Genomic DNA, 26,123 nt, shown 5'->3' on the forward strand with positions numbered 1-26,123 from the left:
TTCCATCGAACCCCTCCCAGGGCCCTCCGGGCGCTTCCCTCTCGGTGCCCCGAACGTTACCAGGTGCCTCTCTCAGAGAAGAAATCGCTTCCCTTTCGCACGCGAAAGGAGCGGCTTTCTCGAAGCCGTTGGCTGTCCGGGGGCCGCCGGGCTCTCGCCGAGCGGTTTCGCAACCGTACAGGCGGGCTCCTGAGCGAGGCAAATCGGTTTCCGCGGGCCCCGGCCGGGCATCCGCAGGCGTGGAAGTGCCGGGCGCGCAGGGGCGATCGCATACGCTGCTGGCGGTGCGCCGGACCGGCAGCGACGCCGGTGCGGCGCGGTTTCGTACCCGACCTTCGGGAGGCTTCCATGACCACTGTGACGTCCCCGGTCAGGGGAGAGGCGATCGGTCTCGGCGCGGTGCCCGACCCCGTGTTCGCCGGGGAGATGGTGGGGCCGGGAACGGCCGTCGATCCGGTGCGGGAGCCGGCCACCGCGGTGGCTCCCGTCGACGGGATCGTGGTGTCGCTGCATCCGCACGCCTTCGTCGTCGTCGACGCGGACGGGCACGGGGTGTTGACGCACCTGGGGATCGACACGGTGCAGTTGAACGGTGAAGGGTTCGAGCTGCTCGTCGGCAAGGGGGACGAGGTGCGGCGCGGGGACGGCGTGGTGCGGTGGGACCCGGTGGCCGTCGAGGCCGCGGGGAAGTCGCCGGTCTCGCCGGTGATCGCTCTGGAGGCGGCGCCCGGAGCGCTGAGCGTGATCGCGGAGTCGGGGCCCGCCGAGACGCTCTTCGAATGGAACTGAACGGTGCCGCGGGCACCTCGGACGTGTTCGCGCTGATCCGGAGGCGGATGGATGGAGACGACGCTGCAGGGTGTCGGCGTGAGCCACGGGGTGGCGGTCGGCGAGGTCCGGCACATGGTCACCGCGGTGCTGGAGCCGCCGGCGGAGCAGATCGCGCTCGACGACGCGGAGAAGGAGCAGCAGCGCGCGCGGCGGGCGTTGGAGGCCGTCGCCGCCGACCTGCTGGCGCGGGGGAACCTCGCGGGCGGTGAGGCGCAGGCCGTGCTCGAGGCGCAGGCGATGATGGCGCAGGATCCCGAGCTGCTCAGCGACGTGGAGCGGCGTATCGCCGTGGGGAGCACGGCCGAGCGGAGCGTCTACGACGCGCTCACCGCGTACCGGGGTCTGCTTGCGCAGGCCGGGGAGTACCTGGCGGGACGGGTCGCCGACCTCGACGACGTACGGAACCGGATCGTGGCACGGCTCTCCGGGGTGCCGATGCCGGGGATTCCGGACAGTGCCACGCCGTTCGTGCTCGTGGCGCGGGATCTGGCCCCCGCGGACACGGCGCTGCTCGACACCACACTGGTGCTGGGGTTCGTGACCGAGGAGGGCGGGCCGACGAGTCACAGTGCCATCCTCGCGCGGTCGCTGGGGGTGCCTGCCGTCGTGGCGCTCGCGGGGGCGACCGAGCTGGCTGAGTCGACCGTGGTGGCGGTCGACGGGAGTTCGGGGGAGGTCGTGGTGGCGCCCACCGCCGAGGAGCGGGCGCAGTTGGAGGCCGCTGCCGAGGAGCGCAGGGCCGCGATGGAGGCAGCCAAGGGGCCCGGGAGCACCTCGGACGGCCATCGGGTGCCGCTGCTGGCGAACCTCGGCGGACCGTCCGAGGTGGCGGCCGCGCTGGACGCCGGGGCCGAGGGGGTCGGGCTCTACCGTACGGAGTTCCTCTTCCTGGAGGACGGGCGTGCGGCGCCTTCCAGGGAACGGCAGGTCGAGGCGTACCGGTCGGTGCTGGAGGCGTTCCCGGACGGCCGGGTCGTCGTGCGCGTGCTGGACGCGGGTGCGGACAAGCCGCTGGAGTTCCTCAGCCCCTCCGACGAGCCCAACCCTGCCCTGGGTGTCCGGGGATTGCGCGCCCTGCTCGACCATCCCGAGGTGCTCCAGGGGCAGTTGGCCGCGCTGGCCGAGGCGGCCGACGGGCTTCCCGTGCATCTGGAGGTCATGGCGCCGATGGTCGCGGACCGGGTCGACGCGCGTGCCTTCGCTGAAGCATGCCGTGCGGCGGGGCTGCACGCGAAGTTCGGCGCGATGGTGGAGGTTCCGGCCGCCGCGCTGCGTGCGCGGTCGCTCCTGCGCGAGGTGGAGTTCCTCTCGCTGGGGACCAACGATCTTGCGCAGTACACCTTCGCTGCCGACCGGCAGGTGGGAGCCGTCTCCCGGTTGCAGGACCCGTGGCAGCCCGCCCTGCTGGACCTGGTGGCGTACGCGGCGGAGGCCGCGGGCGAGGAGGAGCGTAGCTGCGGGGTGTGCGGGGAGGCTGCCGCGGACCCGGCGATGGCGTGCGTTCTCGTCGGTCTGGGCGTGACGAGCCTCTCGATGGGGCCGTCCGCCATCCCGATGGTGCGGGCGACGCTGGCGAAGCACACGCGGGCACAGTGCGAACGTGCCGCGGCCGCCGCGCGCCGCGCCGAGAGCGCGGCGGAAGCCAGGCGTGCCGCGCAGGCGGTGCTCTCCGGCGAGTGAGGACGGCGCCGGGCCCGGAGGCCCGGCGCCGTGTCCGTCAGGCCGTGCGGCTGCGGCCCAATTGCTCGTAGACGCGGAGGAGTTCGACGTCGTCGACGGAGCCGGGGTTGACCGCCTTCTCCAGCGGGGTGCCCTGCAGCATGCGCTTGACGGGGACCTCCAGGCGCTTGCCCGTCAGGGTGTGCGGGACGGCGGGGACCTCGATCACCTCGTCGGGGACGTGGCGTGGGGAGAGTTCGGCCCTCAGTGTGCGCTTGATGCGGTCGCGCAGGCCGTCGTCGAGTGTCGCGCCGTCCGCGAGGTGCACGAAGAGGGGCATCCAGTAGCCGCCGTCGGGGAGTTCGATGCCGAGGACGAGGGACTCGCGGATCTCGGGGAGGCGTTCGACGGCCTCGTAGATGTCGGCCGAGCCCATGCGGACGCCCTGTCGGTTGAGGGTGGAGTCCGAACGGCCGTGGATGATCACGGTGTTGCGCCCGGTGAGGGTGGTCCAGTCGCCGTGGCGCCAGATGCCGGGGAACATCTCGAAGTAGCTGTCGCGGTAGCGGCTACCGTCCGCGTCGTTCCAGAAGCGCACCGGCATCGACGGCATGGGGCGGGTGACGACGAGTTCGCCGACCTCGTCGACGAGCGGCTCGCCCGCCGGGCTCCAGGACTCCAACGCGACGCCGAGCGAAGGGGCTTGGAGCTCGCCGACGTAGACCGGGAGCGTGGGGGCCGCCCCGGCGAAGCAACTGCAGACGTCGGTGCCGCCGCTGACGGAGGCGATCCACATCGCGGGCGAGACCTCGTCGTGAATCCAGCGGAAGCCGTCGGGTGGGAGCGGTGAGCCGGTGGTGGCGACGCAGCCGACGCGGGAGAGGTCGAAGTCGCGGCCCGGGTGGAGTTCGGCCTTGGCGCTCGCGGTGATGTAGGCGGCCGAGGTTCCGAAGAAGGTGGCGCCTGTGAGTTCGGCGACGCGCCACTGGGCCGCGCCGTCGGGGTGACCGGGGCTGCCGTCGTAGGTGACGGCCGTGGCGCCGACGAGGAGGGAGCCGACGAGGAAGTTCCACATCATCCAGCCGGTCGAGGTGTACCAGAAGAAGCGGTCCCCCTCACCCACGTCGCTCTGGAGCCCGAGCTGCTTGAGGTGTTCGACGAGGATGCCGCCCTGCGACTGCACGATGGCCTTCGGCAGGCCCGTCGTCCCCGACGAGTAGAGGACCCACAGCGGGTGGTCGAACGGGACCTGCTCGAAGACGGGTTCGGCCTTCGCCGAGACGAGGTCGTCCCACTCCAGGGCGCCTTCGGGAGCGGGCGTGCCGAGGAGGGGGACGTGGACGACGGCGCGCAGGGTGGGGAGCTCCTCGCGCAGTTCGGCGACGGTCTCGCGCCTGTCGTGCTCCTTGCCGCCGTAGCGGTAGCCGTCGACGGTGATCAGGACGACGGGCTCGACCTGGCGGAAACGGTCGAGGACGCTGCGGGCACCGAAGTCGGGGGCGCAGGAGGTCCACACGGCGCCGACGGCGGCGGTCGCGAGGAGGGCGGTGATCGCCTCGGGGACGTTGGGGAGGTAGCCGCAGACGCGGTCGCCCGGGCCGACGCCGAGGCGGCGGAGCTCCGCGGCGAGCGAGCCGACGCGGGCGCGGAGGGTGCCCCAGGTCACCGTCTCGGGTTCGAGGCGCTCGTCGACGCCGATGACGGCGGGCTCGGCGGCGCGTTCGGGGTCCTCGGAGGCGCGCAGGGCCTGTTCTGCGTAGTTGAGGGTGGCGCCGGGGAACCAGCGGGCGCCCGGCATGGCGTCGTCTGCCAGGACCGTCTCGTAGGGGGTGCTGAAGCGGACGTCGAACCACTCGGTCACCGCGCTCCAGAACGCGGGCAGTTGCTCGACGGACCAGCGGTGCAGGTCGGCGTAGGCGGCTTCCGGGTCTGCCGCGGGGGCGGGAGCGCCGTGGTGGCGCGCGGCCCAGGCGTGGAAGCGGGTGAGCCTCGCGGCTTCGTTCCGCTCGGGCGTGGGGCGCCAGAGTGCGGTCGGCTCGGTTCGGTTGTCGGTCGTCATGGCGGCTCCCGGAGGTTCTGCACGGCTGTGCGGTCGGCGCTGCTCGTCGGTCTGGGACTCGGCTGAGGGCCGGCGCGCTGCTCCCGAGGACAATGCCACGTGATCAACTACCCACGCCAGAGTCGGCGGTGTGCTCTGGCGCACGGCACCGGCGTGTGCGATGCGCCGGGGGGTGCGCTGCCGACCGGTGGGAGACGTCGGTGCACGGCGCCGACGCGGGGGCAGGGAGAAGGCATGAACGGTTGCGGGGCCGCCTGGTCGTCGGTGAGGGCTCTGGGTAGCGTGCGCGGCATGCGTGCACTTCGTTCGGCGCTGCGGGGGCGGCGCTCGGACGCCGCGGCCCGGAGGCGGCTCGGACGCCGTGGCGTCGAGCGGGCGCGGGTGCCCGGCGAGGCGGAGGGAGCCGAACCGGCGCCGGGCGGTGGGCTGGTGCGGTTCGCGCGCGCGTCGCTGCGGGTCGAAGTCGTGGTGGGCGGCGCTGTGTTCATCGGCTGGGACGGGGCGGCGGCCGAGCCCTCGTACGCGTTGGCCGGCGCTCCTCCGCCACCGGACGTGCGGGCGTTCCTCGAACCTGACAAGGACGGCGGCTGGCGCGTCGTCTCGGAGCGGGCCCTGGTGACGGTCTCCCGACTCGGGGCGGTCGAGGTGCGTACGCCCGGCGGGGCCCTGCTGCGGCGCGAGCTGCCGCCCCGCTGGTGGGAGTCGGAGGGTCCGGGCGCGGAGCGCTGGGTCCAGCGGGCCGAACTCGCACCGGACGCACGGCTCTTCGGGCTGGGGGCACGGGGCGGTCCGGGGCTCGCGGACGGTGTGCACCGGCTCTGGAACGAAGTACGCGGCCCCGGCGGTGCGTTGACGATGCCGGTGCAGTTCGCCGTGGCCGACGCGGGGACGCATCTCGTCTTCCATGACAACCAGTTCGCCGGTGAACTCAGCGTCCGGCACGGCGTCGAGGGGCTCGGCTCGGGGCTCGACCGGCCGGGGCGGTGCGAGGTGCGGATGTCGGGCGGGCCCGTGAGGTATTGGGTGGTCGCGGGGGCGCCCGCGCGAGTGCTGCGGGGGTGGACGCTGCTCACCGGGGCGCCTGCCGCGCCCCCGGCGTGGGCGCTGGGCCACCATCGTGCTCCGCCGGACGGCGCGCGCGATGCCGAGGTGCTGGAGGCGGTCCGGGCGTGGGAGGCGGCCGGACTGCCGTCCGCTGTCGTCGAGTTGGGGAGCGTGGAGGGCGCGGCGGGGGAAGCCGGTGGGCTCGTGGCGGCGTTGCGTGCGCTGGGGGTGCGGACGACGGCGAGGAGGGAGCCGGCCGTGCGGGTCCGGCAGGGCGCCGGCGTGTACGACGAGGGCGTGCGCGCCGGCGTGTTCGTACGGGATGCCCGCGGGTTGGAGGTGCGCGGCGCGGGGGCGCGCGGGGAGGTGGCGTACCCAGACTTCACGCTGCCGCGGGCGCGCGGGTGGTGGGCGTCGGCGTATCGGCCCGACGGTCCCGACGGCTATCTGCACCGTCGCGACCAGCCCGCCTCCCCCGCTCCGTTCGCCGTCCCCGCGCTGCCCCGCTCGGCCCGTCACTCGTTGGAGGGCCGCGGCGGGGACCACGGGGAGGCGCACAACGTCTACCCGCTGGAGATGGCACGTGCGGGTGCCGAGGCGCTGCGGGCGCTTCGTCCGGGGCAACGGCCCTTTCTCGCCTGCGAGTCGGGATGGGCGGGGATGCAGCGGTACGGGGGTGCGCTGGTCGCCGCCGGTTCCCGCGGGTGGGACGGGTTGCGGGAGGCGCTGGCGGCCGTCGTCGCGCTGGGGCTGTGCGGCGTGCCGTTCAGCGGGCCGTTGCTCGGCGGTCCCGAGGCCGAGGACGACGGGGAGTTGCTGCTGCGGGGGCTGGAGCTCGGCAGCCATCTGCCGCTCTTCCGCACCTCCGCCGTCTCGGCACGGTGGCGCCCCGACGGGTCCGCGGCGCGGTCCGTCCTCGCGGAACGGCGCCGTCTCCAGCCGTACTTGCTCACCCTCGCGCACCTCGCCGAGCGGAGCGGAGCGCCCTGCGTGCGCCCGGTCTGGTGGCAGCATCCGGGCGACCGCGAGCTGCGCGGGTGCGACGACGCCTTCCTCCTCGGCGATGCGCTGCTCGTCGCTCCCGTCCTCCGACCGGGCGTGCGCCGGCGTGCGGTGGTGCTGCCGCGGGGGCGTTGGTACGAGACGTCGAGCGGACGGGCGCACGAGGGGCCGGGGACGGTGCTGGTCGACGCGCCGCTGGGGCGTACGCCGGTGCTGGCGCGCGCCGGGGCCGCCGTACCGGTGGCGGACGGCGAGGGGTGCACGGTACTGGAGGTGTGGCCGCCCGGTCCCGGGCGCCGGGGCAGCGGGCTCGTCCTCGCGGGCGGGAACGAGGACGCGCGTCCGGAGGCCGAGCGGTTCGTCGTGGACCGGGCGGACGGGCGGGTGCGCGTCGTGCGCGAGGAGGGCGGGCCCGTGGGATACCGGGTGTGCGTCCGGGGTGAGGGATAGTCAGCGGGCGCGGTGGTCGTGGGCGTAAGTCGCGGCGGGCAAAGGGCTGTTGGGGTTCGGGGCGGCCGCCGTGGAGGCGGTGTGTGAGGGCGGCGGGGCTCGTGGTGCCGCCGGTGGGGAGCAGCGAGCTGTGGGGGCGAGCGGTGCGTGCCGCAAGTCGTCCGATGTCGATGGCCGTTGGTGGGCGGCAGCTCCGCGCCGCCCGCGGAGAGCGGGAAGTTGCGCGGGGTCGGGCAGTGGCGCAAGTCGCCGCGGAACAACGGCCGTTCGGCCCGGGACAGTCGGCATGGAAGCACGACGCGCAGACGACAGCCTCCGCGATGCCGCCTGCGGAGAGCGGAGGGCTGCGTGAGCCCGGGCAGTGCGCGCGTCGCAAGTCCCTCCGAAGCAACGGCCGTTCGCCCCGGGACAGCCGGCATGGAAGCACGACGCGCAGGCAACGGACCCCATCTCGGCTGCAAGGAGCGGCGGACTGCGCGAGGGGCCGGTAAGGAGCGCTGCCCCGGCGCCCGGGAACGTGCGCCGTGGTCGGGTCGCTCGGTTCGCCGGCGGGTGACGCCGTGGAGGCGCACCGCGAACCCTTCCGACCTGCTCGCCCGGAGGGGACGCCGTGCAGGCCCGCCGCTCGTGCCGCTCGGCGAAACCCCGACACCCGCGAGGAGTTGACGCGACCGGTGGGTGCGGGGCCGGGTGGGTGCCGATTCGGGGTCCGATGTGCTGCGGGCTTCCTCCGGGGCCGCGGGTGCGGTAGTGAATGGGCATGCCACAAGTGAAGCGGCCCAGCCGCACCCGTCCGTCGATCCGACTCCTCCTCGCGGCGCTGCTCGCCGCCGCCCTCGCCGGAGGTGTACAGGCCGGTCCGGCCGCGGCCGAGCCCGCCGCGAGCGAAGACCCGCGTGCGCCGCGGGAGTTCGTCGCACTCGCCGACGTGGCACCGTCGATCCTCCAGGAGATCCGGTACCCGACGCGGCACAACTTCGTCGGGGACCCCGTCGCCGGCTACCGGGAGCCGATGTGCGTGGTGACGCGGGAGACCGCGAAGGCGATGCGCACGGCCCAGCGCCAGTTCCTCCGCAAGGGCTACACGCTCAAGGTCTACGACTGCTACCGGCCGCAGCGCGCCGTCGACCACTTCGTGCGGTGGGCCGAGGACCTCGAGGACGAGCGGATGAAGGACGAGTTCTACCCGCGGGTCGAGAAGGACCGCCTCTTCGAGGACGGGTACATCGCCGAGAAGTCGGGGCACAGCAGGGGCAGCACCGTCGACCTCACGCTCGTCCGGCTGCCGGCGGCGCCCACGCGCCCGTACGAGCCGGGCGAGGAGCTGGCGCCGTGCTTCGCCGAGAAGTCCGAGCGGTTCCCCGACAACTCGATCGACATGGGCACCGGGTTCGACTGCTTCGACACCCTCTCGCACACCGACAACCCCGAGGTCGTCGGCGAGCAGCACGCCAACCGGATGCTCCTCAAGGAGACGATGGAGTCGGCCGGCTTCGCCAACCTGCCCGAGGAGTGGTGGCACTTCACGCTGGAGGACGAGACGTTCCCCGAGACGTACTTCGACTTCCCCGTGGAGCGGGGAGCTCTCCACCCACCGCACCGCGCCGGCTAGCGCGCCACGGTGGCGCGGGGTCCCCTGCCACGGCACGCGACGGGTATGCAGGGCGCGCCCATACGGCGCACGGCAGCCGGGAGGCGCGCCCGTCAGGTGGCCGCGGGCTCGCGGCGGGCCGCCGAGTGGGCGAGGGCATGCTCGACGACGCCGACGAGGACGTCCCGCGCCGAGGCGCGCTCGCGGGCGTCGCAGAGGGTCAGCGGCACGTCCTCGTCGAGGTCGAGCGCCTCGCGCACGGTCTCGGCGGGGAACTCCTCCGCGTCGTCGAAGCAGTTGACGGCGACCGTGAAGGGGATGTGACGGCGCTCGAAGTAGTCGATGGCGGCGAAGGAGTCGGCGAGCCTGCGGGTGTCGGCGAGGACGACGGCGCCGAGCGCGCCCTGCGCCAACTCGTCCCAGAGGAACCAGAAGCGGTCCTGGCCCGGGGTGCCGAAGAGGTAGAGGACGAGTTCGTCCGAGATGGTGATCCGTCCGAAATCCATCGCGACGGTGGTCGTCGACTTCGCCTCCACGCCCGCGAGGTCGTCGACGGGACGGCCCGCCTCGGTGAGCGCCTCCTCGGTCCGGAGCGGCCGGATCTCGCTCACCGCGCCGACGAGCGTGGTCTTGCCGACGCCGAAGCCGCCGGCGACGAGGATCTTCAGCGTCAGCGGTTCCGAGGCCCCGCGCCTCTTCCTCGCCTTCGCGCGCTCCGAGCGTCCGAACACCATGCGGGCCCAACTCCCCTTCGCCGGCCGTGACTTCGTCGTACCCCACGAGAACCGGAGCCGGCCGGCGGTGCGGGGAGCGCCGTGCACGGCACTGCCGCCTCCCGCGGGCCGACGCCACCGGCTGCCCGAGGGAACCGCATCCGCGTGCCGCACGTCAACTCCGGTCGGCCGCACGGGAGTGGACGGGCCGTCACGCGCAGGCGTCACAGCGCCTTCAGGCCGCTGATCACCTCGCGCAGGATGCTCTCGTCGGGCAGCTCGGCCGGCGGCACGGGCCGGCTCACCCGCACCAGGCTGCGATCGACGAGGTCTCCGATGAGTACCCGGACGACCCCGAGCGGCAGGTCGAGCGCCGCGGAGAGCTCGGCGACGCTCAGCGGCTCCCTGCGGCAGCGTGTGACGATCTCGACGTGCTCGGGGGCGAGGGTGCGGTCGGCGTGGACGTCGGAGTCCTCCGTGCCCTCGGCGCCGGTGGGCGCCTCCTCCGGCGCCTCGGCGTCGCCGGGGTCCCGCGGGCCCGTCCCGCCGCCCGGGCGGTCGGCGATCACCAGCGCGATGAGGTCGAGCTTCGCCTCCTCGGTGCTGCTGCGGGTGCGGCCGCGCGTCATCGCGTACGGCCGCACCACCGGTCCAGCAGCGTCGTCGAACCACCGGTCCGTCATGGCTCGTCCTGTCGTGAGTCGGTCGTCTCGATCGCCTGCCCGCCTCAGCCCGCGTCCGACGAGCCGTCGCCCGTGCCGGCGCGCGCCGCCGTGCCCAGGTGCACGCCGACGCGCTTCACCAGGAGGGTCATCTCGTAGGCGATCTGGCCGACGTCGGAGTCGACGTCGGAGAGGACGGCGAGGCAACTGCCGTCGCCCGCCGCCGTGACGAAGAGGAACGCTTCCTCCAACTCGACGACGGTCTGCCGGACACCGCCCGCCTCGAAGTGGCGGCCCACGCCCTTGGCGAGGCTGTGGAAGCCCGAGGCGACGGCGGAGAGGTGTTCCGCGTCCTCCCGGGTGAGCCCCTCCGACGTGCCTCGGGGCAGACCGTCGCCCGAGAGCACGAGCGCCTTGCGGATGCTGCCGACGCGTCCGACCAACTCGTCGAGCAGCCAGTTGAGTTCGCCGCTGCCCGCGGCGGTGTGCGTGTCGGCTCTCGATGCAGTCATCGACCGTCCCCCTTCGTTCCTGGTGTTCCTTCCCCGGCGCCGTCCGATGACGGCTCGGGGGCCTGCGCACGGCCGCGCTGCCAGCCGCGCTGGAGCGCGGCCATGCGGCTGCGCACCTCCTCGGCGTCGCGGTCGTCGACGGACTGCGCCGGGCCGTCGTCCGGCTCGGGCGTCGGCACCCGCTTCAACTGCGGCGCGAGGTTCGCCTGTCGGACCCTACGCGGTAGGCCGCCGGGCCCGGTGGCCGTCCCCCCGCGCGGTCGGGGGACGTGTTCTTCCCGGGGCGCTGCCGGCTCCGGCTCGGCCGGACGTGCCTGCGCGCTCCCCTCGGGCTCGCGCGCCTCGTCGGCCTCCTCGTCCGTCCGCGGCGCCCCGGTGCGGCGGGCCTCGTCCACGGGGCGTCCGTGGTCGGCGACGAGGACGGGCGTGCTCTTGCGGCGGCGCGGGAGCGGAGCCTTTCCGTCGCCGGTCTCGTCCTGCGCCGCGCCTGCGGCGGGCGGGGACGCGGACGGGCCCGTCCGGACCGGGCGGGACGGTTCGCCCCCGCCGTCGCGCGGGGACTCGTCGTGGGCCTGCTGGTGCTGCTCGCCCGCGGGGACCGCCTCGTGGCGCGGAGTCGGGTCACCGCGGTGGCGGAAGAGTCGGCCGCCGCTGTCCGGGTCGTCCAACTCGTCCAAACGCGCCTCCAGTTCGACGGGTCCGTCGAGGACCTCGCGCGCCGTCCCCGCCTCCAGCAGGCCGGCGGCGGGGCCTCCGCGCGGTGCGTCCTCGCGCTCCAGCGAGGCGCGGTGCTCGTCCTGATGGCCGGGGGTCTCGGTGAGGATGGCGCCGGGGATGAGGATGACGGCGGTCGTCCCCCCGTACGGCGAGTGCTGGAGGGAGACGCGGACGCCCTGGCGCTGGGCGAGGCGCGAGACGACGAAGAGGCCGAGCCTGTCGGTGTCCGAGAGCTCGAACTCCGGTGTCTCGGCGAGCCGGAGGTTCGCGTCGAGGAGCGCCTCCTGCGTCATTCCGAGCCCGCGGTCGTGGACTTCGAGCGTGAAGCCGTTGGCGACGCGTTCGCCGAGGACCTGCACCGCCGTGTGCGGTGGGGAGAAGACGGTGGCGTTCTCCAGCATCTCCGCGATGAGGTGGGTCAGGTCGGCCACCGCGCTCCCGTCGACGGCGAGCTTCGGCAGCCGCCGCACCTCGATGCGCTCGTAGTCCTCGACCTCGGCGACGGCCGCGCGGACGACGTCCATGAGCTGGATCGGCTTCCGCCACTGCCGGGAGGGCGCGGCACCCGAGAGGATCACGAGGCCCTCGGCGTGCCGTCGCATGCGGGTGGTGAGGTGGTCGAGCTTGAAGAGGTCCGCGAGCTCGTCGGTGTCCTCGGTGCGGCGCTCCATCGTGTCGAGGAGCGTCAACTGGCGGTGGAGGAGCACCTGGTTGCGGCGGGCCAGGTTGACGAAGACCTCGGAGACGCCGCGGCGCATGTCGGACTGTTTCACCGCGGCCTCGACGGCCGCGCGCTGGAGAGTGTTGAGCGCCTGGCCCACCTGGCCCATCTCGTCAGGCGGGTACTGGAGGCGCGGCGCCTCCGTCTCCACGTCGACCTGCTCGCCGGCGCCGAGCCTGCGCATCACGCTCGGCAGGCGCACGCCGGCCGACTCGTTCGCCTCCTTGCGCAGGGCGCCGAGGTCGCGCACGAGAGTGCGGCCCACGCGGAAGGAGACGATCAGCGACGCCAGCAGCGCGACGAGGCCGAGCAACACGGCGCCGCCCGCCCGCAGCAGGACCTTCGTCGCCTCGGGGGCCACCCGGTCCTCGTACCGTTCGTCCGCCTCCTTGCCCATCCGCGCGAGGTCGTCGAGGACGGTGCCGGCCGCCGACTCCCAGCGCTGGGGGGTGACGGAGCCGGCTGCGGCGCGGGGTCCCGCGGCGATGATGGCGTCCTCGTAGCTGCGGAGGGTGCGGCCGTCGGTGCCGTTCCAGTAGTTCTCGAAGGTCTGGCGCTGGTCGGCGGGGAGCGGTTGGAGGTTGGTCCGGTAGGTGGCGTCCCGCTCGGCGACGCGGTCGGAGAAGGCACGCTGGTCGCCGCGGGTCATCTTCCCGGCGGTGAGGGCGGCGGCCATCAGCGCGTCCTCGCGGGAGAGGTATTCGCGGGCCTGGGTGAGGCCGACGAGGGCGCGGCCCTGCTTCTCGAGTGCCGGGTCGTTGAGGGCGTTGAGCGTCGCGAGGAAGGAATAGCCGGGATCGACGATCTCGTTGTAAGCCTGGAACGCACCGCCCCGGGTGATGGTGTTCTCCTCCACGCTGCTGCGGAGCTTCTCCAACCCGGCGAGCGCCCCGAGGAGTTCGTCGAGCCGGGCCTTGGACTCGGAGCCGAGGTCGGAGCGGAGGTCGCCGCTCGTGGCGTGGGTGCGGAACGAGGCGACCTGGCGGTCGGTCCGGTGCTGCTCCCTGTGGAGCCGGGTGAGGGATTCGGAGCGTCTGGGGTCGGCCAAGTAGACGAGCACCTGGCGGCGTTCGCGCTGGACGGCCTCTGCGGTGTCGGCTGCTGGGTAGCCGACCTTCTCCGCGACGTCGGCAACCCGCAGGAGCTGGCGTGCGTCCTGAGCGGTGAGGTAGGAAGCGAACCCCCAGATGGCGACGAGGGAAACCAGCGGTACCAGCAACAGCACCACGATCTTCCGGCGGATCGACTTCCCGCGAAAGCGCATGGCCTCCCCTACGTCAGCCCCAGCGCGAGGGGACTCTACCGACAGCAAGCGCCGTGAGCCTACTACTGCAACGCGGGCAACTCGAAGAGATGTATGAGGGTTGGAACAGAGCATTCACTGCGCGGTCGCGGACGTCACCCCCGCGCACCCTGCCGGAGCGCGGCGATTGTGGCACAGGACGTGCTCATGGAAACGTGGAGGACAAGCCGGGGGGAACAAAGGGGAGTTGGTGATCCCGGATGTACAACAAGCCGCGGCTGCCCGACCCGGTCCGTACCGCCGGCGTACGGGCCGTCGTCATCGTGGCGCTGACGCTCGTCCTCGTGATGGTCGCGGTGCTCTGCTCGCTCGCCGAAGTGTGGCTCGCCTTCCCGATGGTGCTCGCCTCGGTGGGCGGCACCGTCGTCGCCACGTGGGGCGTACTCGACGTCTGGGTGACGCGCCAGGTGTGGGTGCAGCGCAACGGCGTCGTGTCGGAGCCGAGCAGCGTCGCGCGCGACCGGGGGTGGGCGCAGGGGCGGCCGCCCGAGCAGCGGTTCGGGGCCGCATCCGAGGCGTCCGCGCGTGGGCGCAGGCGGCACCGCGAGGAGATCGTGGAGCCGATCCACCTGCCGGGGCGCGAGCCCGACCAGCGGACGCCGCTGCGTACCTGACGTCGCCGGGGCGCGGCCCGTGCCGTGCCCCGGCGACGCCTCAACCGGCGGGCTCCTCCTCGGGCTTGACGTACATGCGCGTCGCCGTGATCTCGCCGTGCACCACCTCGCCGCCGGGGTCCTGCCGCGGGAGCCCGGGGCGCAGATGCTCCTCGACGCTGATGTACTTCAGCCCCGCGCGCAGGTCCGCGTCGTTGCGCATGCGCACCACGAGGGGGAACTCGGCGAGGGCCGTGGTGTCGAAGAGGCCCGTGGTGTAGAGGAGTTGGACGCCGAGCGCGTCGGCGACGGCGCGTTGCAGCTCCAGCAGGTACGTGGCGTTGGCGCGGCCGATGGGGTTGTCGAGGAAGAGCGGGCCGGCGTGCCTGCGGCTGTCGTGGCCGCGGTCGTTGCTGCGGAGCGCCGCCATCGTGCAGTACAGCGCGATCGCCGCGGTGAGGAGCTGGCCGCCGGAGAAGACGTCTCCCATCTGTCCGACGGGGACCCGCTCCGCACGCAGCACCGCGTCCGGCTTGAGGATCTCCACGGAGACCCCGCGCGGCTGGAGCGCGGCGTGCACCGCGCGCAGCAGCAGCGACATGCCGTCCCTCCGCAGGTCCGAACTGCGGCGCAGGGACTGGCGGGTGGCCTCGTCGATCACCTCTCCCAGGCGCTCCGTGAGCGTCGCCTGGTCGAGGTCGTCGAAGCGGATACGGAGGAACTCCTGACCGGACCACTCCCCCAGCCCGTCGGGGAGGCGGGAGAGCCGCTGGGCCGAACGGAGCGTCGTCAGCGCCGACTCGACCAGGCCGCGGAGCCGGTCGACGATGCTGTCGCGGTTGCGCTCCAGTTGCTCCAGCTCGTCGCTGAGCACCCGCAGCCGCGGCGCGAACGCCTCCGCCCAGGACGCCGCGTGCTCCGGCAGCGAGGCCGCCGGGAGTTCGCGGATCTGCTGCCGTGCCGGGGTGTGGACCTGCTCGAAGCGGCTCGAGTTGGCGTGCCGCACCAGGATGTCGCTCGCCTCGCGGACCGCCTGCTCGGCAGTGGAGAGGTCGGCGGCGCAACCGCGCAGCGAGCGGCGGAGCTCGGCGGCCGCGTGCCGCGCCTCGGCGAGCGAACCGCCGTAGGGCTCGGGCCGCTGGTCCCCGTCGGGGTGGTGGCTCGCCTGGGGGTCGCGGAGAAGATCGCGGAGGGTGCCGGCCGCCTCGTCGAAGCCCGAGGCCGCCTCCTCGGCCGCGACCCGGGTACGGACGAGGTCCTGGAGCGCGGCGCGCGCCTCCTCCAACCCGGTGCCGCGCGCCGCGAGTTCCGTGTTGGCCGTGCGCAGCAGGGACTGCGCCTCCGCCGCGTCCTGCGGGACGCGCTCCTCGCCGAGCTCCGTGTGCTGTTCGCCGCCCTCCGGGGCAAGCCGCTCCGCCTCGCCCCGCAGCCTGCCGAGCTCCTCGCTCGCCCTGGAGGCCCTGGCCTCCAGGGTCTGGACGAGCTCCTCCGCGCGGGCGGCGGCCGCCTGGCGCGAGGGGGCGTCCGCGGCCTCGGTGCCTTCGAGCAGCCGCTCGGCCTTGGTGCGGACCTTGTTGGTGAGGCGATCGAGGGAGGTGCGCGCCGCGGACTCGTCGCCCTCGGCGCGGGCCTGCTCGGCGCGCAGGTCGGCGCCGACACCGACCTTCTCGTAGAGCTGCGAAGCGGAGCGGTACGCCTCGCGGAGCGAGGGGAGCGACGCGGCAGGCGGCTCCGCCTCCGTCCCGGTGTCGTCGGGCGCCCCGGCGATCTCGGCCCGCTCGCTGCGCAGGGCTCGGGCCGTGCGCCGGGCGTCGTCTGAGGAGCGCTGGGCCGCGCGGCGCTGCTCGTCGGCCTCGCGGGCGCGGTCGACGCAGGCGGCGGCGCGCTCCTCGCCCGAGGCCGCCTCCTCGGCGAGTTCGCGCAACCGCTCCTGCCAGGACGGGCGTTCGCGCAGCCGGGAGACGAGGCCGCCGAGCGCGTCGGCGGCGCGACGCGCCCGTTGGGCCTCCTCCTGCCTGCGGTCGCGCACCTCGGCCGCCTCGGTGGCGGCCGCGTCGGCCTCCTCGCGGGCCGTGCGCGCCAGTACCAGCCGGTGCTGCGCCTCCGCCGCGGCCGACTGCGACTTCTCGGCAGCGCGGGCGAGTTCGCCGAGGCGGCCCGCGGGGCAGCCGGTGCGCCAGGAGGTGAGCCGCGCCGCCAGGGCGCGGTCGGCGGTGAGGCGGGCGGCGAGGGTGCGGATCTCGTCGTCGCGGGCCGAGGCGCGCTCGCGGAGCCGGCCGCGTTCGTCGTCCGCTGCGTGCTCGTCGTGCATCGCGGGGTTGGGCGGGACGAGGAAGACGTCGGCCGCTTCGGCGGGGCCCGGTGCGAGGAGCGCAGTCGAGGTGCCGACGGCGACGGCGGAGCGCGGGAGCAGCGCCGCCCGGTCGAGAACCTCGCGCGCCCGCGCGTGACTTGCGGGTTCTGTGAGGACGACGCCGTCGACCAACTCGGGGTGGGCGGCGAGGACCCGGTCGTGCTCGGCCGGGTCGACCGACTGCGCGAGGTAGCGCCAGCCGGGCAGCGCGGGGACGCCGTGCTCGCCGAGGAACTCGACGGTGGCGAGGACGTCGGGGCCCGGGGGCAGCAGGCCGCCCTCGCCGAGGGCACCGAGCATCCGCGAGTCCTCCGCCGCGGCCGTGCGCAGCTCGAAGAGGCGGCGTTCGGCGGCGGCGACGCCCTCGTCGAGCAGCTCGGTGAGGTGCTCCGCGCTGCCGTCCAACTCCTCGGCACCGAGCGGCGTTCCGCGCTCCGTGCCGAGGAGCTCGCCGAGGCGTTCCTCGGCGCCGAGCGCCTCGGCCGCCGCGTACTCGGCGTCCCGCGCCCTGCGGTCTGCCTCCGCGGCGTCGGCGGCGCGGGCGGCGGCGAGTTCGTCGCGGGCGTGCGCGGAGGCCGCCTCGCCCGCCCGCTCGCCTGCGGCGGCTGCCGACTGCCGGGCGGTGTCGAGCGCGGCGGCGGTGCGCTGCGCCGCGTCGCCCGCGGCGAGGGCGGCGGCTGCCGGGTCGGCGCCTGCGTCCTCGCTGACCCAGCCGCTCCGTACGGCGTCGGCGAGTTCGCGCTCGACCTCCTCCAGCCGCTGGCGCAGGTGGCCGCCCTCGCTGCGGGCGCGCTCGGCGGCCGTCGCCGCCGCGGTGGCCGCGCGGTGCGCCTCGTCGCTCTCCGACTGGAGGGTGCGGGAGCGCTGTTCCTCCTCGGCTGCGTGCTCCTCGCTGCCTTCCGCCGCGGAGTGGAGCGCGCGGACCAGCTCCGACGCGGCCTTGGAGCGGGCCGCGAGCGCCGGCGCCGCATCCCGCTCCGCTTCCTGGATCGCCGCGGCGACGCGGGCGGCGCGGTCGGCGGCGGCGCGGTGCGCGAGGACGGTCTCGGCTGCCTGCCAGGCGGAGTGGAGGGTGCGGGCCTCGTTGAGTTCGCGCCGCTGGGCCGCCGCCGTCCGCTCCCCCGCCGCGAGCGCCAACGAGGCGTGGCGGTACGCGAGTTCGGCGGCCGTGAGGACGGCTTCGCGGCGGGCCTCGGTCGCCGCCGAGACGGCCTCCTCGGCGGTGGCGACGTCGGTGGCGAGGGCTGCGGCCCGCTCGCGTTCCTCCGCGCCGCGGGCGGCGAGGCGCCGGCCGAGGGCGCGGGTGCGCTGCTCGGCCGCCGCGTGGATCTCGCGGGTGTGCGCGCGGGTCTCGGCGGCCTCGGCGATGCGGTTGAGCAGCTCCAGGGAGCCGGCGGTGAAGTCGCGTTCGGCCGTGAGCTCGGCCCGGCGGCCCAGTTTGTGCGCGAAGCCGTGGACGAGGTCGGCGAGGCCGTCGGTGTCGCGGGTGTCGGTGACGGCGCGGAGCAGCAGGTCGGTGAAGTCGGAGTCCTTCTTGACGGCGAAAAGCCCGGCGGCCTCGCCCTCGTCGGCGTTCATCTCCCGCTGGTAGCGGAAGAGTTCGGGGTCGAGCCCGAGGCCGGTGAGGTGCTCGGTCCAGCGCTCGTGGATCTCCTCCCAGACGACGTCGAGGTTGGGGTACGCCTTGCCCGTCTCGGTGAGGACGTCCCTGAACCCCTTCATCGTGCGACGGCGGCCCCGCGCGCCCGAGCTGCCCTCGGCGACGGGGGCGAGCGGCGCCGCCTCGGCGACGGGCAGCGACTCCAACGACATCCCGGGGCCGGGCCGGAAGGAGTACCAGCCCTCGGCGAACTTCCGCGGGTCGTGCGAGACCTGGTGCCCCCGCCACTCGCTCACCTTGCCGACGACGATCGTCTCGCCGGTGCGGGTGTGCTGCCACTCCAGCGCGACGTGGCCGCAGTCGTCGGCGAGGAGGAACTTGCGCAGCACGCCCGAGCTGGCGCCGCCGAGCGTGTTGCGGTGGCCGGGGAGCATCACCGAGAAGATCAGCTTCAGCAGGACGGACTTGCCGCCGCCGTTCTCCAGGAAGAGCACGCCTGCGGGGGCGGGCCGCCGCGGCGGCCCGAGCGGCTCCTCCTCGAAGAAGTCGGCCTGGGCGGGGGCAGGTTCGGGTACGGGCTCGCCGACTCCGCGAAGGTCCAGCACGGTGTCGGCGTAGCGGGCGCCGGCGGGACCGATGGAGTAGAGGCGGATTCTGGACAGCTCGTACATGGCGGGTGCTCTCGTCGCGGGCGGGGTCGGGTGGGGGCGTCAGCGGTGGAACGGGAGGCCGGCCTCGGCGACGAGGTCGAGGTCCTCGCCCTCCCGGGGCGGCAGCAGGCTCGGAGTGCCGTCGGAGACGGGGACGACGCCGAGTTCCAGCAGTTCGGCCATGGCGGCGCTGCCCGCCATGTCGCGGACCTGGAGCTGGTAGCGGGCCGTCGTGCGGTAGGTGCCGCCCGCGTCGTCGCCGGTCCGCTGGAGGAAGCCGGAGTCGACGAGGAAGCCGACGGCCTTGGCGATGATGCCGGTGGTGGAGCCGGCGAGGCGGCGGGAGTCCTTGGTGGCGCCCGTCGCCGAACGCCGTGCGTAGACCCGCCAGGCCGCCTCCAACCCTGGTGCGTCCGTGGCCGGATCGGTGTTCTCGCCCTCCTGTTCGGCCTGCTCCTCCAGCTTGCGGCATGCCTGGCGGACGAAGCTGTCGACGCCGTTGACGGTGATGCGGCCGATGTAGCCGTCGTCGGCGAGGTCCTCGGGGCGGGGGAACGCCATCGCGGCGACCGCGAGGTGGGCGAGGCCGTGGAGGAAGCGGTCCGCGGAGTCGGAGTTGGCGCGCCGCGCGTAGTCGCCCATGCGGACGGCGAAGACGGACTCCTCGTCGGCGGCGAGCGCCATGCCGGCACGGGTCGAGACCTCCAGGACGACGAGGCCGAGGCCGGTCGCGACGGCGTCGGCCAGCCGGGCGAAGGCGGGCTCGTCGCGGTGGCGGCGGAGGAGTTCGGTGTACTCGGCGTCCCGGGCCGGGATGAGCTTGGGGTGGAGCCCGAACGAGACGAGCCGGGCCGCGTCGGCCGCGTCGGCCGGGGTCACTGGGGCGGCGCCGAGCTCCTCTGCGGGGGCCGGGCGGTCGTCGGGCTCGGTCTCGTCGTGCACGGGTGTGTCCTCGGATCGGTGGTGGCCTGGGTGCGGCCCGGGTCGGCGGTGGTCTGCCGCGGTCAGGGGGAAGCGGCGGGCTCGGCGGCCGCGTCGAGGAGAGCGCTGCCGATGATGAGGTCGGCGCCGCCGAACTCGGCGTCCTCCAGCTCGGTGCCGTCGTCGACGGCGAAGAGGACCCGCCGCTCGCCCTGGCGGTGCGCCGTTCCCACCGGTGGGGACGCGGCGTGCACGGCCAGGAGGGCGACGAGGTACGGGAGTTCGGGGTCGCGGCTGCGGGCCTGCGCGAGGAGCCCGGAGAGCCGTCGGGGGGCGTCCGCCGGCAGGTCGAGGAGGTCCTGCGCGGCCTCCAGCTGTTCTTCGGAGAAGCGGCTGTCGTCGGGGGTGGCGACGAGGTCGGGCTCGGGCATCTCGGCGCCGAGGTGTTCCCGCGGGGCCGGCGGCGTCAGCAGGAGGTCGACGAGGTCTCCGAGGCGGACGCACTCCGGGGTGCGCAGTCCGGCGCCGCGCGCGAAGAAGGCGTCCGTGACGCGGTGCGCCTGCTCGAGGGGCAACGGGAGGACGGGCGCGAGGAGTTGGCCGTAGACGTCGGTGCCGGCGCGGGCCGGCGGCGGGGCGAACGCCTGGCGGTCCTGCTCGGCGCGGAAGAGCGGCCCGGCCTCCAGCAGCCGGGACTGGAGCTGGGTGTGGCGGCGGATGCAGTCTTTGACGATGTCGACGAGTTCGGCCGCCTGCCGCTTGTGCGTGGGGCCGCGATCGGCCGCCGCCTCGTCCCGGGCCCTGCGGATGTTGGTGAGGATGGCGTTCTCGTGGCGGTAGCGGTCGGCGACGTGGTCGAGCGCTTCGGTGATCATGTCGGGGACTGTGTGGAGCCAGTCGACGGCGCGGACGTTGCGGCGCGTCGCGTCGAGCGTGCGGCGGAGGGCCTCGGCGTACTGGACGGTGCGGTAGCGGGCCTGCTCGGCGGCGAGTTGGGCGTCGGCGAGGCGGCCGCGGTTGACGAGGACCTCCAGCTTGACCTCGGCCGCGATCTGGGCGCTCGTCACGTCGGTGTCGAGGGCGCCGACGAGGACGTTGACCGCCTCGTCCGTGGTGCGGAGATAGACGCCGCCGCCGGGGCCCGGCACCTCCTCGATGAGCTTGAAGTCGTAGTCCCTGCGGACGTAGGAGCCGTCCGGGTCGAAGGTGCCGTAGACGGCGCGGAAGCCGCGGTCGACGCTGCCCACGTTGACGAGGTTCTCCACCACCCACCGGGCGACGCGCTCGTGCTCCTCCTGGGCGCGGCCAGGCGCCTGGGCGGCGACGCGCGCCAACAGGCGGGCGACGACCTGTTCGTGGTCGGCGCCGGTGTCGAAGTCCATCTGGAGGGTGACGAGATCGATCGCGGAGAGCGCCAGCTCGGCCATGGCGTATCCGCCGAACTCGCCTGCGAGATTCGCCTTGCGGACGTCGAGGTCGTGCAGCGGGGCGGTGCAGGCGAGCGCGCGCAGCCGGCGAGCGAGGCCCTCGTCGGCTGCGGGGCCGGGGGCCGGGTTCGGCAGGGTCGGGAAAGGGCGCTCACTCACAACGGACAGATTAGGCGCTGCCACCGACACCGATCGAAACGGCACGGTGGCGCGGCTCCGCCGGGACGACAGAACGGGCGAAGGGGACGCCGGGGGCAAATACCTGCTACCCGCGCAGAGTTGACGTTCCGCCTCCCGCGACTCGGAAGGCGTTCAGCAGCCGGCCGCGTCGACGTCGAGCCTGCCGCGCACCGCGTCCTGCACCCCGGCCTCCTCCGCCGGATCGGCGGCGAGGTTGCGGAGCCGCTCCACGACACGCGCGTCCCTCGTGGCGGCGTGCTGTGCGCCGAGCTCGCGGGTCGACTCCTCGCAGTCCCACAGGCACTCGACGGCGAACCCCTCGGGGAAGGACGGGTCCGTCGCCGCGAGGGACCGCGCCGCACGGCCGCGGAGTTCGGAAGAGGCCGTCTCGCGGTAGAGATGGCGCAGGACGGGCGCCGCGCAGGCGATCGCGAGCCGCCCCGCACCCTCGACGAGCGAACCCAGCACTCCCCCGTTGACCCCGGTGCGCCGGACCTCGGCGCGGAGCGCCGCGAGCACCGCGTCGGAGTCCTGGGACCCGCCGCGGCGGGCGAGCATCTCGGCGGCCACGGCGCGCAGCGCTTCGGGGAGCCGCCCTGCGGCGAGCCAGCGCCGCGCCTGCTCGACCGCCGCCTCGCCGCGCATCCGCGCGAAGGCGGCGAGCGCCTGCTCGGCGACTGCCGGCGGTCCGCCGAGCACCGCGTACTCGACGAGGTCGAACGCCGTCGGGTCGGAGCGTTCCGCGAGGTGCCGGAGCGCGGCACCCCGTGCGGCCTCGCGCTCGCCGACGGCCGCTGCGAGGAGCTGTGCGCGGTCGCCCGGGCGCGCGACGGCCGTCAGGCAGCGCGCCGCCGCGGCCTCCCGCTGGAGCGGCGGGTGCTGCTCCCAGCCCTGCTGCGCCCAGTCGAGGACCTCGGCGACGCTCCAGCCGGGGCGCGGCCCCGACGTGCCCACCTGCCGCTGCCAGCGCGCGAAGTCCCCCTGCTCGTGGACGGCGCGCAGCCGGTCGGCCTGCGCCGGGTGGTGCGGGTCCTCCGCCCACAGGCGCCAGGGGCGCGGCTCGAACGACTCCCGCGCGGCGGCGGCGAGTCGGGCCTCGCCCTCCGGGCCGAGCGGGAAGCGGGCGAGGACGGCGGGGCCGAGGAGGCGCAGGCCGGAGTCGGTGTCGCGGACGGCGAGCTCGTCGAGCGCCCACTGCCAGTTGGCGCCCGTCGTGGCGTACCGGCGCAGGAGGGCGAGGGCCGCCTCGTCGCCGTAGGAGGCGAGGTGGCCGAGGACGGAGAGGGCGAGCCCCGTGCGGTGCTGCACGGCCTCGCCGCCTGCTCCCTCCGGGTGCCCTGCGGGGGCGTCGTCGGAATGGAAGAGGTGGCGGGCGAGGTCGTCGACCCCCGCGTCGAGGTCGGTGTGGAGTCTGGCGTAGTAGAGGGAGCGGTTCTCCAACTGCCAGTCGGGGCGCGGGTCGTGCTCGATGCAGTGGCGCAGCGCGGCGAGTGCCTCGGCGCGGGGCGCCGCCAGCGCGTGCAGCGTCCCGTCGCCGCGGCCTCGCTGGAGGAGGCCGAGCAGGGTGCCGCTGGGCGCTATGTCTGAATCGACGGGATCGACGAACATAAGAGTCAGCATCCGGTGCGGGGTCTTCGACTGGCAACGGGATTTCTGAGCGGCATCCTTGCCGACCAGCATCGTTCTACTCCTCCCCGGGCGGCGGACACCGTCGGCGGAGTTCCCAGGAGGGTACCCGCAGAAGGCGGAAGGGCCGATACCGGAGAGCGGGCGCACCGCGAACGCGCACGCCGGCCGCACCCGCGTTCGTCCGCCGCACGGGGGCGGAACCCACGGGGGCCGGGCCGCGTCATATGCCGCGTGCACCGATGAACCGGGTGTTGCCAAATCCCTTACAGCCGGTCGTCGGCTGTGCGAGAGTCGTCACTGCCTTCACCGTATGGGAGACGATATGCCGCCCCACCTCCATGCGGACACCCCGGGCTCCGAACCGTCCGAGCCCGGTCGTCTGGACGCCCTCATCACGCAGACGCAGCAGCTGCGCGGCGAACTCGACGCCGTGCGGCGGCAGTCCGAACCCGTCGACGGACGGGGCGGTTCGGGCGTGGACGCGCGCTGGCAGCGGGCGCTCTGCGAACTCGCCGCCCAGCAGCTGGCGGACCTGGGCGGCAACCTCGACCAGCTCCGCGAGGGCCTCGCCGACGAGGCACGGGCGGCGTCCCCCACGCCCGAGGCCCTTCCGCGCGCCGCGTACTCGGAGGACACCGCGCCCCCCGGAGCCGCGCCGTACGACCAGGGCGACCACCTGGTGGGACGCGTAGGCAGCGCCGAGTGGAAGCTGCTCACCGACGAGGTGCACTGGTCCGCCGCGCTCTACCGCATCTTCGGCCGCACGGAGGCCGACGGTCCCCTCTCCCTCGACGAACTCCCCTCCTGGGTACGCCAGGACGACCAGCCCGCGCTCGCCGCCGCCTTCACCGCCTGCCTCGTCGACGGCAGGCCCGTCGACCACGAGTTCCGCATCGCACGCCCCGACGGCTCGACGCGCACCGTCCACCTCCTCGGTGAGCCCGTGCTCACCGAGGAGGGCACGACGGCCTCGATGTGGGCCGTCGTCAAGGACGTCACCAGACTCCGCCGCACCGAGCGGGCGGCCGAGGAACACCGCGAGCAGCTCCGCCAGGAGCACCAGCGCGCGCAGACCGAGCGGCGCCTCGCCGTCGAACTCCAGGAGACCGTCCTCCCGCCGTGGCGCGGCTCGGTGCGCTTCCCGCAGGACGACGAGGAGCAGGACGGCGCGCTCGACCTCGCCGCCCGCTACCTCCCCTCCGCCACCCGCGCCCTCATCGGCGGCGACTGGTACGACGCCATGGAACTCCCCGACGGCGCCACGCTGCTCACCGCGGGCGATCTCACGGGCCACGGGGTGGCGGCGACGTCCGGCATGGCGCTGCTCCTCGGCGCCGTGCGCGGGATGGCCGTCGCCAAGGTGCGCCCCGGCGCGCTCATGGGCCACCTCAACCAGTTACTCGACTCCGCCGCCCAGCCCGCGCTCGGCAGCGCCGTCTGCTGCCGCTACGAACCGGCCACGCGCACCCTCGCCTGGGCGCAGGCCGGCCACCCCGCGCCCCTGCTCTTCCGCGGCGGCACGGGGCGGGCCCTCCAGCGTCCCGAGGGCGTCCTCCTCGGCGTCGCCACGGGTGCGACGTACGAGCAGCGCGCGGAGCAACTCGCCCCGGGCGACGTCCTGATCCTCCACACCGACGGGCTCGCGCCGCGCAGCGAGAGCCTCGGCCCCGACGCCTGCGGCACGGGCGCCGAACGCCTCCTCGCGCTGGCGCCGCGGTTCGCCGAGGCGCGCACGGCGCAGGAGTGCGTACGTGTCGTCGCCGAGGAGTTCGAGGACGACGAACGCGAGGACGACGCCTGCGTGCTGGTCGCGCGAGTGAGCGCCTGAGCGCTCGCCGCGGACGTGCCCGCAGGACGCGGCAGGTGCGCCGGCTCCGGTGGTCAGACGGCCCGGAGCCGCCTCGCCCCCTTGACCCCCCTGTCCTTGCCCGGTGCCGGTTTGGGACCGCGGGGCAGCGTGGAGGCGATCTCCTCGCGGAGGTCCTCGACGGTGCCGTGGCCGCTGAAGCGCCCGGTGAGGCGGTACATCTCGCGGAGCCTGTCCCAGGTGCGGTGCGAGGAGTTCTCGTTGATGGTGAGGAGCGCCAAACGCGCGTAGTTGTCGGCCTGTTCGGGGTCGTCCGCGATGAAGCACGCGGAGGCCATGGAGAGGTAGTCGAAGATCTTCGAGCGCTGGCGCTCGTCGCGGCGCAGGTCGAGCGCGAGCCTGGCGTGCTCCTCTGCCTTCTCCGCCGCCCGCGGTTCGTGCTCGGCGAGGGTGCGGTAGGCGAGCGCCTCCATGCCGTGCAGGTCCGCCTTGTCGAACATCTGCATCCAGGTCGGTTGCGGGATGTCGTCGCGGTCGGAGGCGAAGAGCTCCTCGGCGGCGCCCAACGTACGGCGCATCGCCTGGCCCTCGCCCTTGGACGCCTGGGCCCACGCCTCGATCGTGTCGAGCATCGCCCTGGTGCGGGGAAGGGTGCGGCCGTCGGCGCCGGCCTTGGCGAGCTTCATCAGGTCGAGCGCGTCGTCGGGACGGCCGAGGTGGACCATCTGACGGGCGGCGCGCGAGAGCGCCTCGCCCGCGCGGGGGCGGTCCCCGCCCTCTCGGGCCGCGTGCGCCGCGATCACGAAGTACTTCTGCGCCGTCGGCTCGAGGCCGACGTCGTGGGACATCCAGCCGGCGAGGACGGCGAGGTTCGCCGCGACCCCCCAGAGCCGCTGCTGGAGCTGCTCGGGGTGGCGGTACGCCAACATGCCGCCCACCTCGTTGAGTTGGCCGACGACCGCCTTGCGCTGCAAGCCTCCGCCGCGCGACGCGTCCCACGCCCGGAAGACCTCCACCGAGCGCTCCAGCGCCTCGATCTCCTGGGCGCCGACGGGCGCCGCCTCGTAGCGGTCGAGCGCCGCGTGGTCCAGCTGGTGCGGGGCGTGGCCCCCGTGGTCCGCCGGCAGCGCCGGGTCGGCCAACCAGTCGTACATGGCACCGGTGAGTGCCGCTCCTGCCGTGAGTGCGGAGCCCGCACCCACCAAGCCGCGTCGGTTGAGCATGAGGTCCATTCCCGTGAATTCGGTGAGGACCTCCGCGGTGTGCTTCGGATGCCAGGGCAGGTCCTCGGCCGACTCCTGCCGGCCCGCCTTCCCGAGGCCGCCGAACCCGAGGTCCTCGATGGTCACGACACGGCCGAGACGCTCGGTGAAAAGGGAAGCCAGAACCTTCGGCACCGGTTCGCGCGGGGTCTCCCCCGTCTCGATCCAGCGCCGCACGCGCGAGGTGTCGGTCGCCAGCTGCGGATGGCCCTGGGCCGCCGCCTGCCGGTTCACGAGCCGGGCGAGTTCGCCCTTGGACCAGCCGGCGAGGCCGAAGAGGTCCGCGAGACGGGTGTTCGGTCCCTTGGTCACGTCAAGCCCCCAGGATCTCGGCTGAGTTGACAGTAGCGGCCGCCCGAAGGGGGCTGCGAGCATTCGCCAGGCTTCGCCAGGGTTCGCCAGATGGTGTGCCACCCGTGCGCGGGTGTCGTGTAGGA

General features: G+C 74.4%; 16 protein-coding genes. 6 read left to right on the plus strand and 10 right to left on the minus strand.

Annotated features, from left to right (window positions below):
• Positions 1–348: 348 nt before the first annotated feature.
• Complete coding sequence (locus tag UWG_RS0121205; RefSeq protein ID WP_016909212.1) at positions 349–789, plus strand: PTS sugar transporter subunit IIA; 441 nt, start codon at positions 349–351, stop codon at positions 787–789.
• Between the two features lie 51 nt (positions 790–840).
• On the plus strand, positions 841–2,511 hold the full coding sequence (ptsP, locus tag UWG_RS0121210) for a phosphoenolpyruvate--protein phosphotransferase (RefSeq protein ID WP_016909213.1): 1,671 nt from the start codon (positions 841–843) through the stop codon (positions 2,509–2,511).
• A 37-nt stretch (positions 2,512–2,548) separates the two neighbouring features.
• On the opposite strand, the gene UWG_RS0121215 is transcribed toward ptsP, so the two are convergent.
• Complete coding sequence (locus tag UWG_RS0121215; protein ID WP_016909214.1) at positions 2,549–4,549, minus strand: acetoacetate--CoA ligase; 2,001 nt, start codon at positions 4,547–4,549, stop codon at positions 2,549–2,551.
• 381 nt (positions 4,550–4,930) lie between these two features.
• On the opposite strand from UWG_RS0121215, the gene UWG_RS0121220 reads away from it, so the two are divergent.
• Positions 4,931–7,045 (plus strand): TIM-barrel domain-containing protein, encoded by a 2,115-nt coding sequence (locus UWG_RS0121220; protein ID WP_016909215.1) that lies wholly within the window; start codon positions 4,931–4,933, stop codon positions 7,043–7,045.
• A 760-nt stretch (positions 7,046–7,805) separates the two neighbouring features.
• Positions 7,806–8,657: a M15 family metallopeptidase gene (locus tag UWG_RS0121225; RefSeq protein WP_050988631.1), complete on the plus strand. Its 852-nt coding sequence runs from the start codon at positions 7,806–7,808 to the stop codon at positions 8,655–8,657.
• Between the two features lie 92 nt (positions 8,658–8,749).
• Here the strand turns inward: UWG_RS0121225 and UWG_RS0121230 are convergent, their stop codons facing one another.
• The 4 genes from UWG_RS0121230 to UWG_RS0121245 all read right to left on the minus strand — a co-directional run bounded on the left by UWG_RS0121230 (position 8,750) and on the right by UWG_RS0121245 (position 13,225).
• Positions 8,750–9,370, minus strand: a complete 621-nt coding sequence (locus UWG_RS0121230; RefSeq protein ID WP_016909217.1) for a GTP-binding protein — start codon at positions 9,368–9,370, stop codon at positions 8,750–8,752.
• Between the two features lie 203 nt (positions 9,371–9,573).
• Entirely contained in the window at positions 9,574–10,032 is a 459-nt protein-coding gene (locus UWG_RS0121235) for a DUF742 domain-containing protein (protein ID WP_016909218.1), read from the minus strand.
• 44 nt (positions 10,033–10,076) lie between these two features.
• Positions 10,077–10,523, minus strand: coding sequence for a roadblock/LC7 domain-containing protein (locus UWG_RS0121240; RefSeq protein ID WP_016909219.1), 447 nt, complete (start codon positions 10,521–10,523; stop codon positions 10,077–10,079).
• The gene (locus UWG_RS0121245; protein WP_016909220.1) at positions 10,520–13,225 is read right to left on the minus strand and encodes a sensor histidine kinase; all 2,706 of its coding nucleotides are present in this window, start codon (positions 13,223–13,225) and stop codon (positions 10,520–10,522) included. The genes UWG_RS0121240 and UWG_RS0121245 overlap by 4 nt, the downstream gene beginning before the upstream one ends.
• Before the next feature lie 239 nt (positions 13,226–13,464).
• Here UWG_RS0121245 and UWG_RS0121250 point away from each other — a divergent pair, with 239 nt between their 5' ends.
• Positions 13,465–13,878, plus strand: a complete 414-nt coding sequence (locus tag UWG_RS0121250) for a hypothetical protein (RefSeq protein ID WP_016909221.1) — start codon at positions 13,465–13,467, stop codon at positions 13,876–13,878.
• A 40-nt stretch (positions 13,879–13,918) separates the two neighbouring features.
• On the opposite strand, the gene UWG_RS0121255 is transcribed toward UWG_RS0121250, so the two are convergent.
• From UWG_RS0121255 to UWG_RS0121270, 4 genes are all read right to left on the minus strand, one after another.
• Entirely contained in the window at positions 13,919–18,481 is a 4,563-nt protein-coding gene (locus UWG_RS0121255; protein WP_016909222.1) for a coiled-coil domain-containing protein, read from the minus strand.
• A 39-nt stretch (positions 18,482–18,520) separates the two neighbouring features.
• Positions 18,521–19,402: a hypothetical protein gene (locus tag UWG_RS0121260; RefSeq protein WP_016909223.1), complete on the minus strand. Its 882-nt coding sequence runs from the start codon at positions 19,400–19,402 to the stop codon at positions 18,521–18,523.
• Between the two features lie 62 nt (positions 19,403–19,464).
• Complete coding sequence (locus UWG_RS0121265) at positions 19,465–20,967, minus strand: hypothetical protein (RefSeq protein ID WP_016909224.1); 1,503 nt, start codon at positions 20,965–20,967, stop codon at positions 19,465–19,467.
• A 153-nt stretch (positions 20,968–21,120) separates the two neighbouring features.
• Positions 21,121–22,596: a hypothetical protein gene (locus UWG_RS0121270; protein ID WP_016909225.1), complete on the minus strand. Its 1,476-nt coding sequence runs from the start codon at positions 22,594–22,596 to the stop codon at positions 21,121–21,123.
• Between the two features lie 343 nt (positions 22,597–22,939).
• On the opposite strand from UWG_RS0121270, the gene UWG_RS0121275 reads away from it, so the two are divergent.
• Positions 22,940–24,445, plus strand: coding sequence for a PP2C family protein-serine/threonine phosphatase (locus tag UWG_RS0121275; protein ID WP_016909226.1), 1,506 nt, complete (start codon positions 22,940–22,942; stop codon positions 24,443–24,445).
• Between the two features lie 53 nt (positions 24,446–24,498).
• Here the strand turns inward: UWG_RS0121275 and UWG_RS0121280 are convergent, their stop codons facing one another.
• Positions 24,499–25,998: a DNA-binding protein NsdB gene (locus UWG_RS0121280; RefSeq protein ID WP_016909227.1), complete on the minus strand. Its 1,500-nt coding sequence runs from the start codon at positions 25,996–25,998 to the stop codon at positions 24,499–24,501.
• Positions 25,999–26,123: the final 125 nt, after the last annotated feature.

Source organism: Streptomyces xiaopingdaonensis (genome assembly GCF_000262345.1).
Taxonomy (GTDB): domain Bacteria; phylum Actinomycetota; class Actinomycetes; order Streptomycetales; family Streptomycetaceae; genus Streptomyces; species Streptomyces xiaopingdaonensis.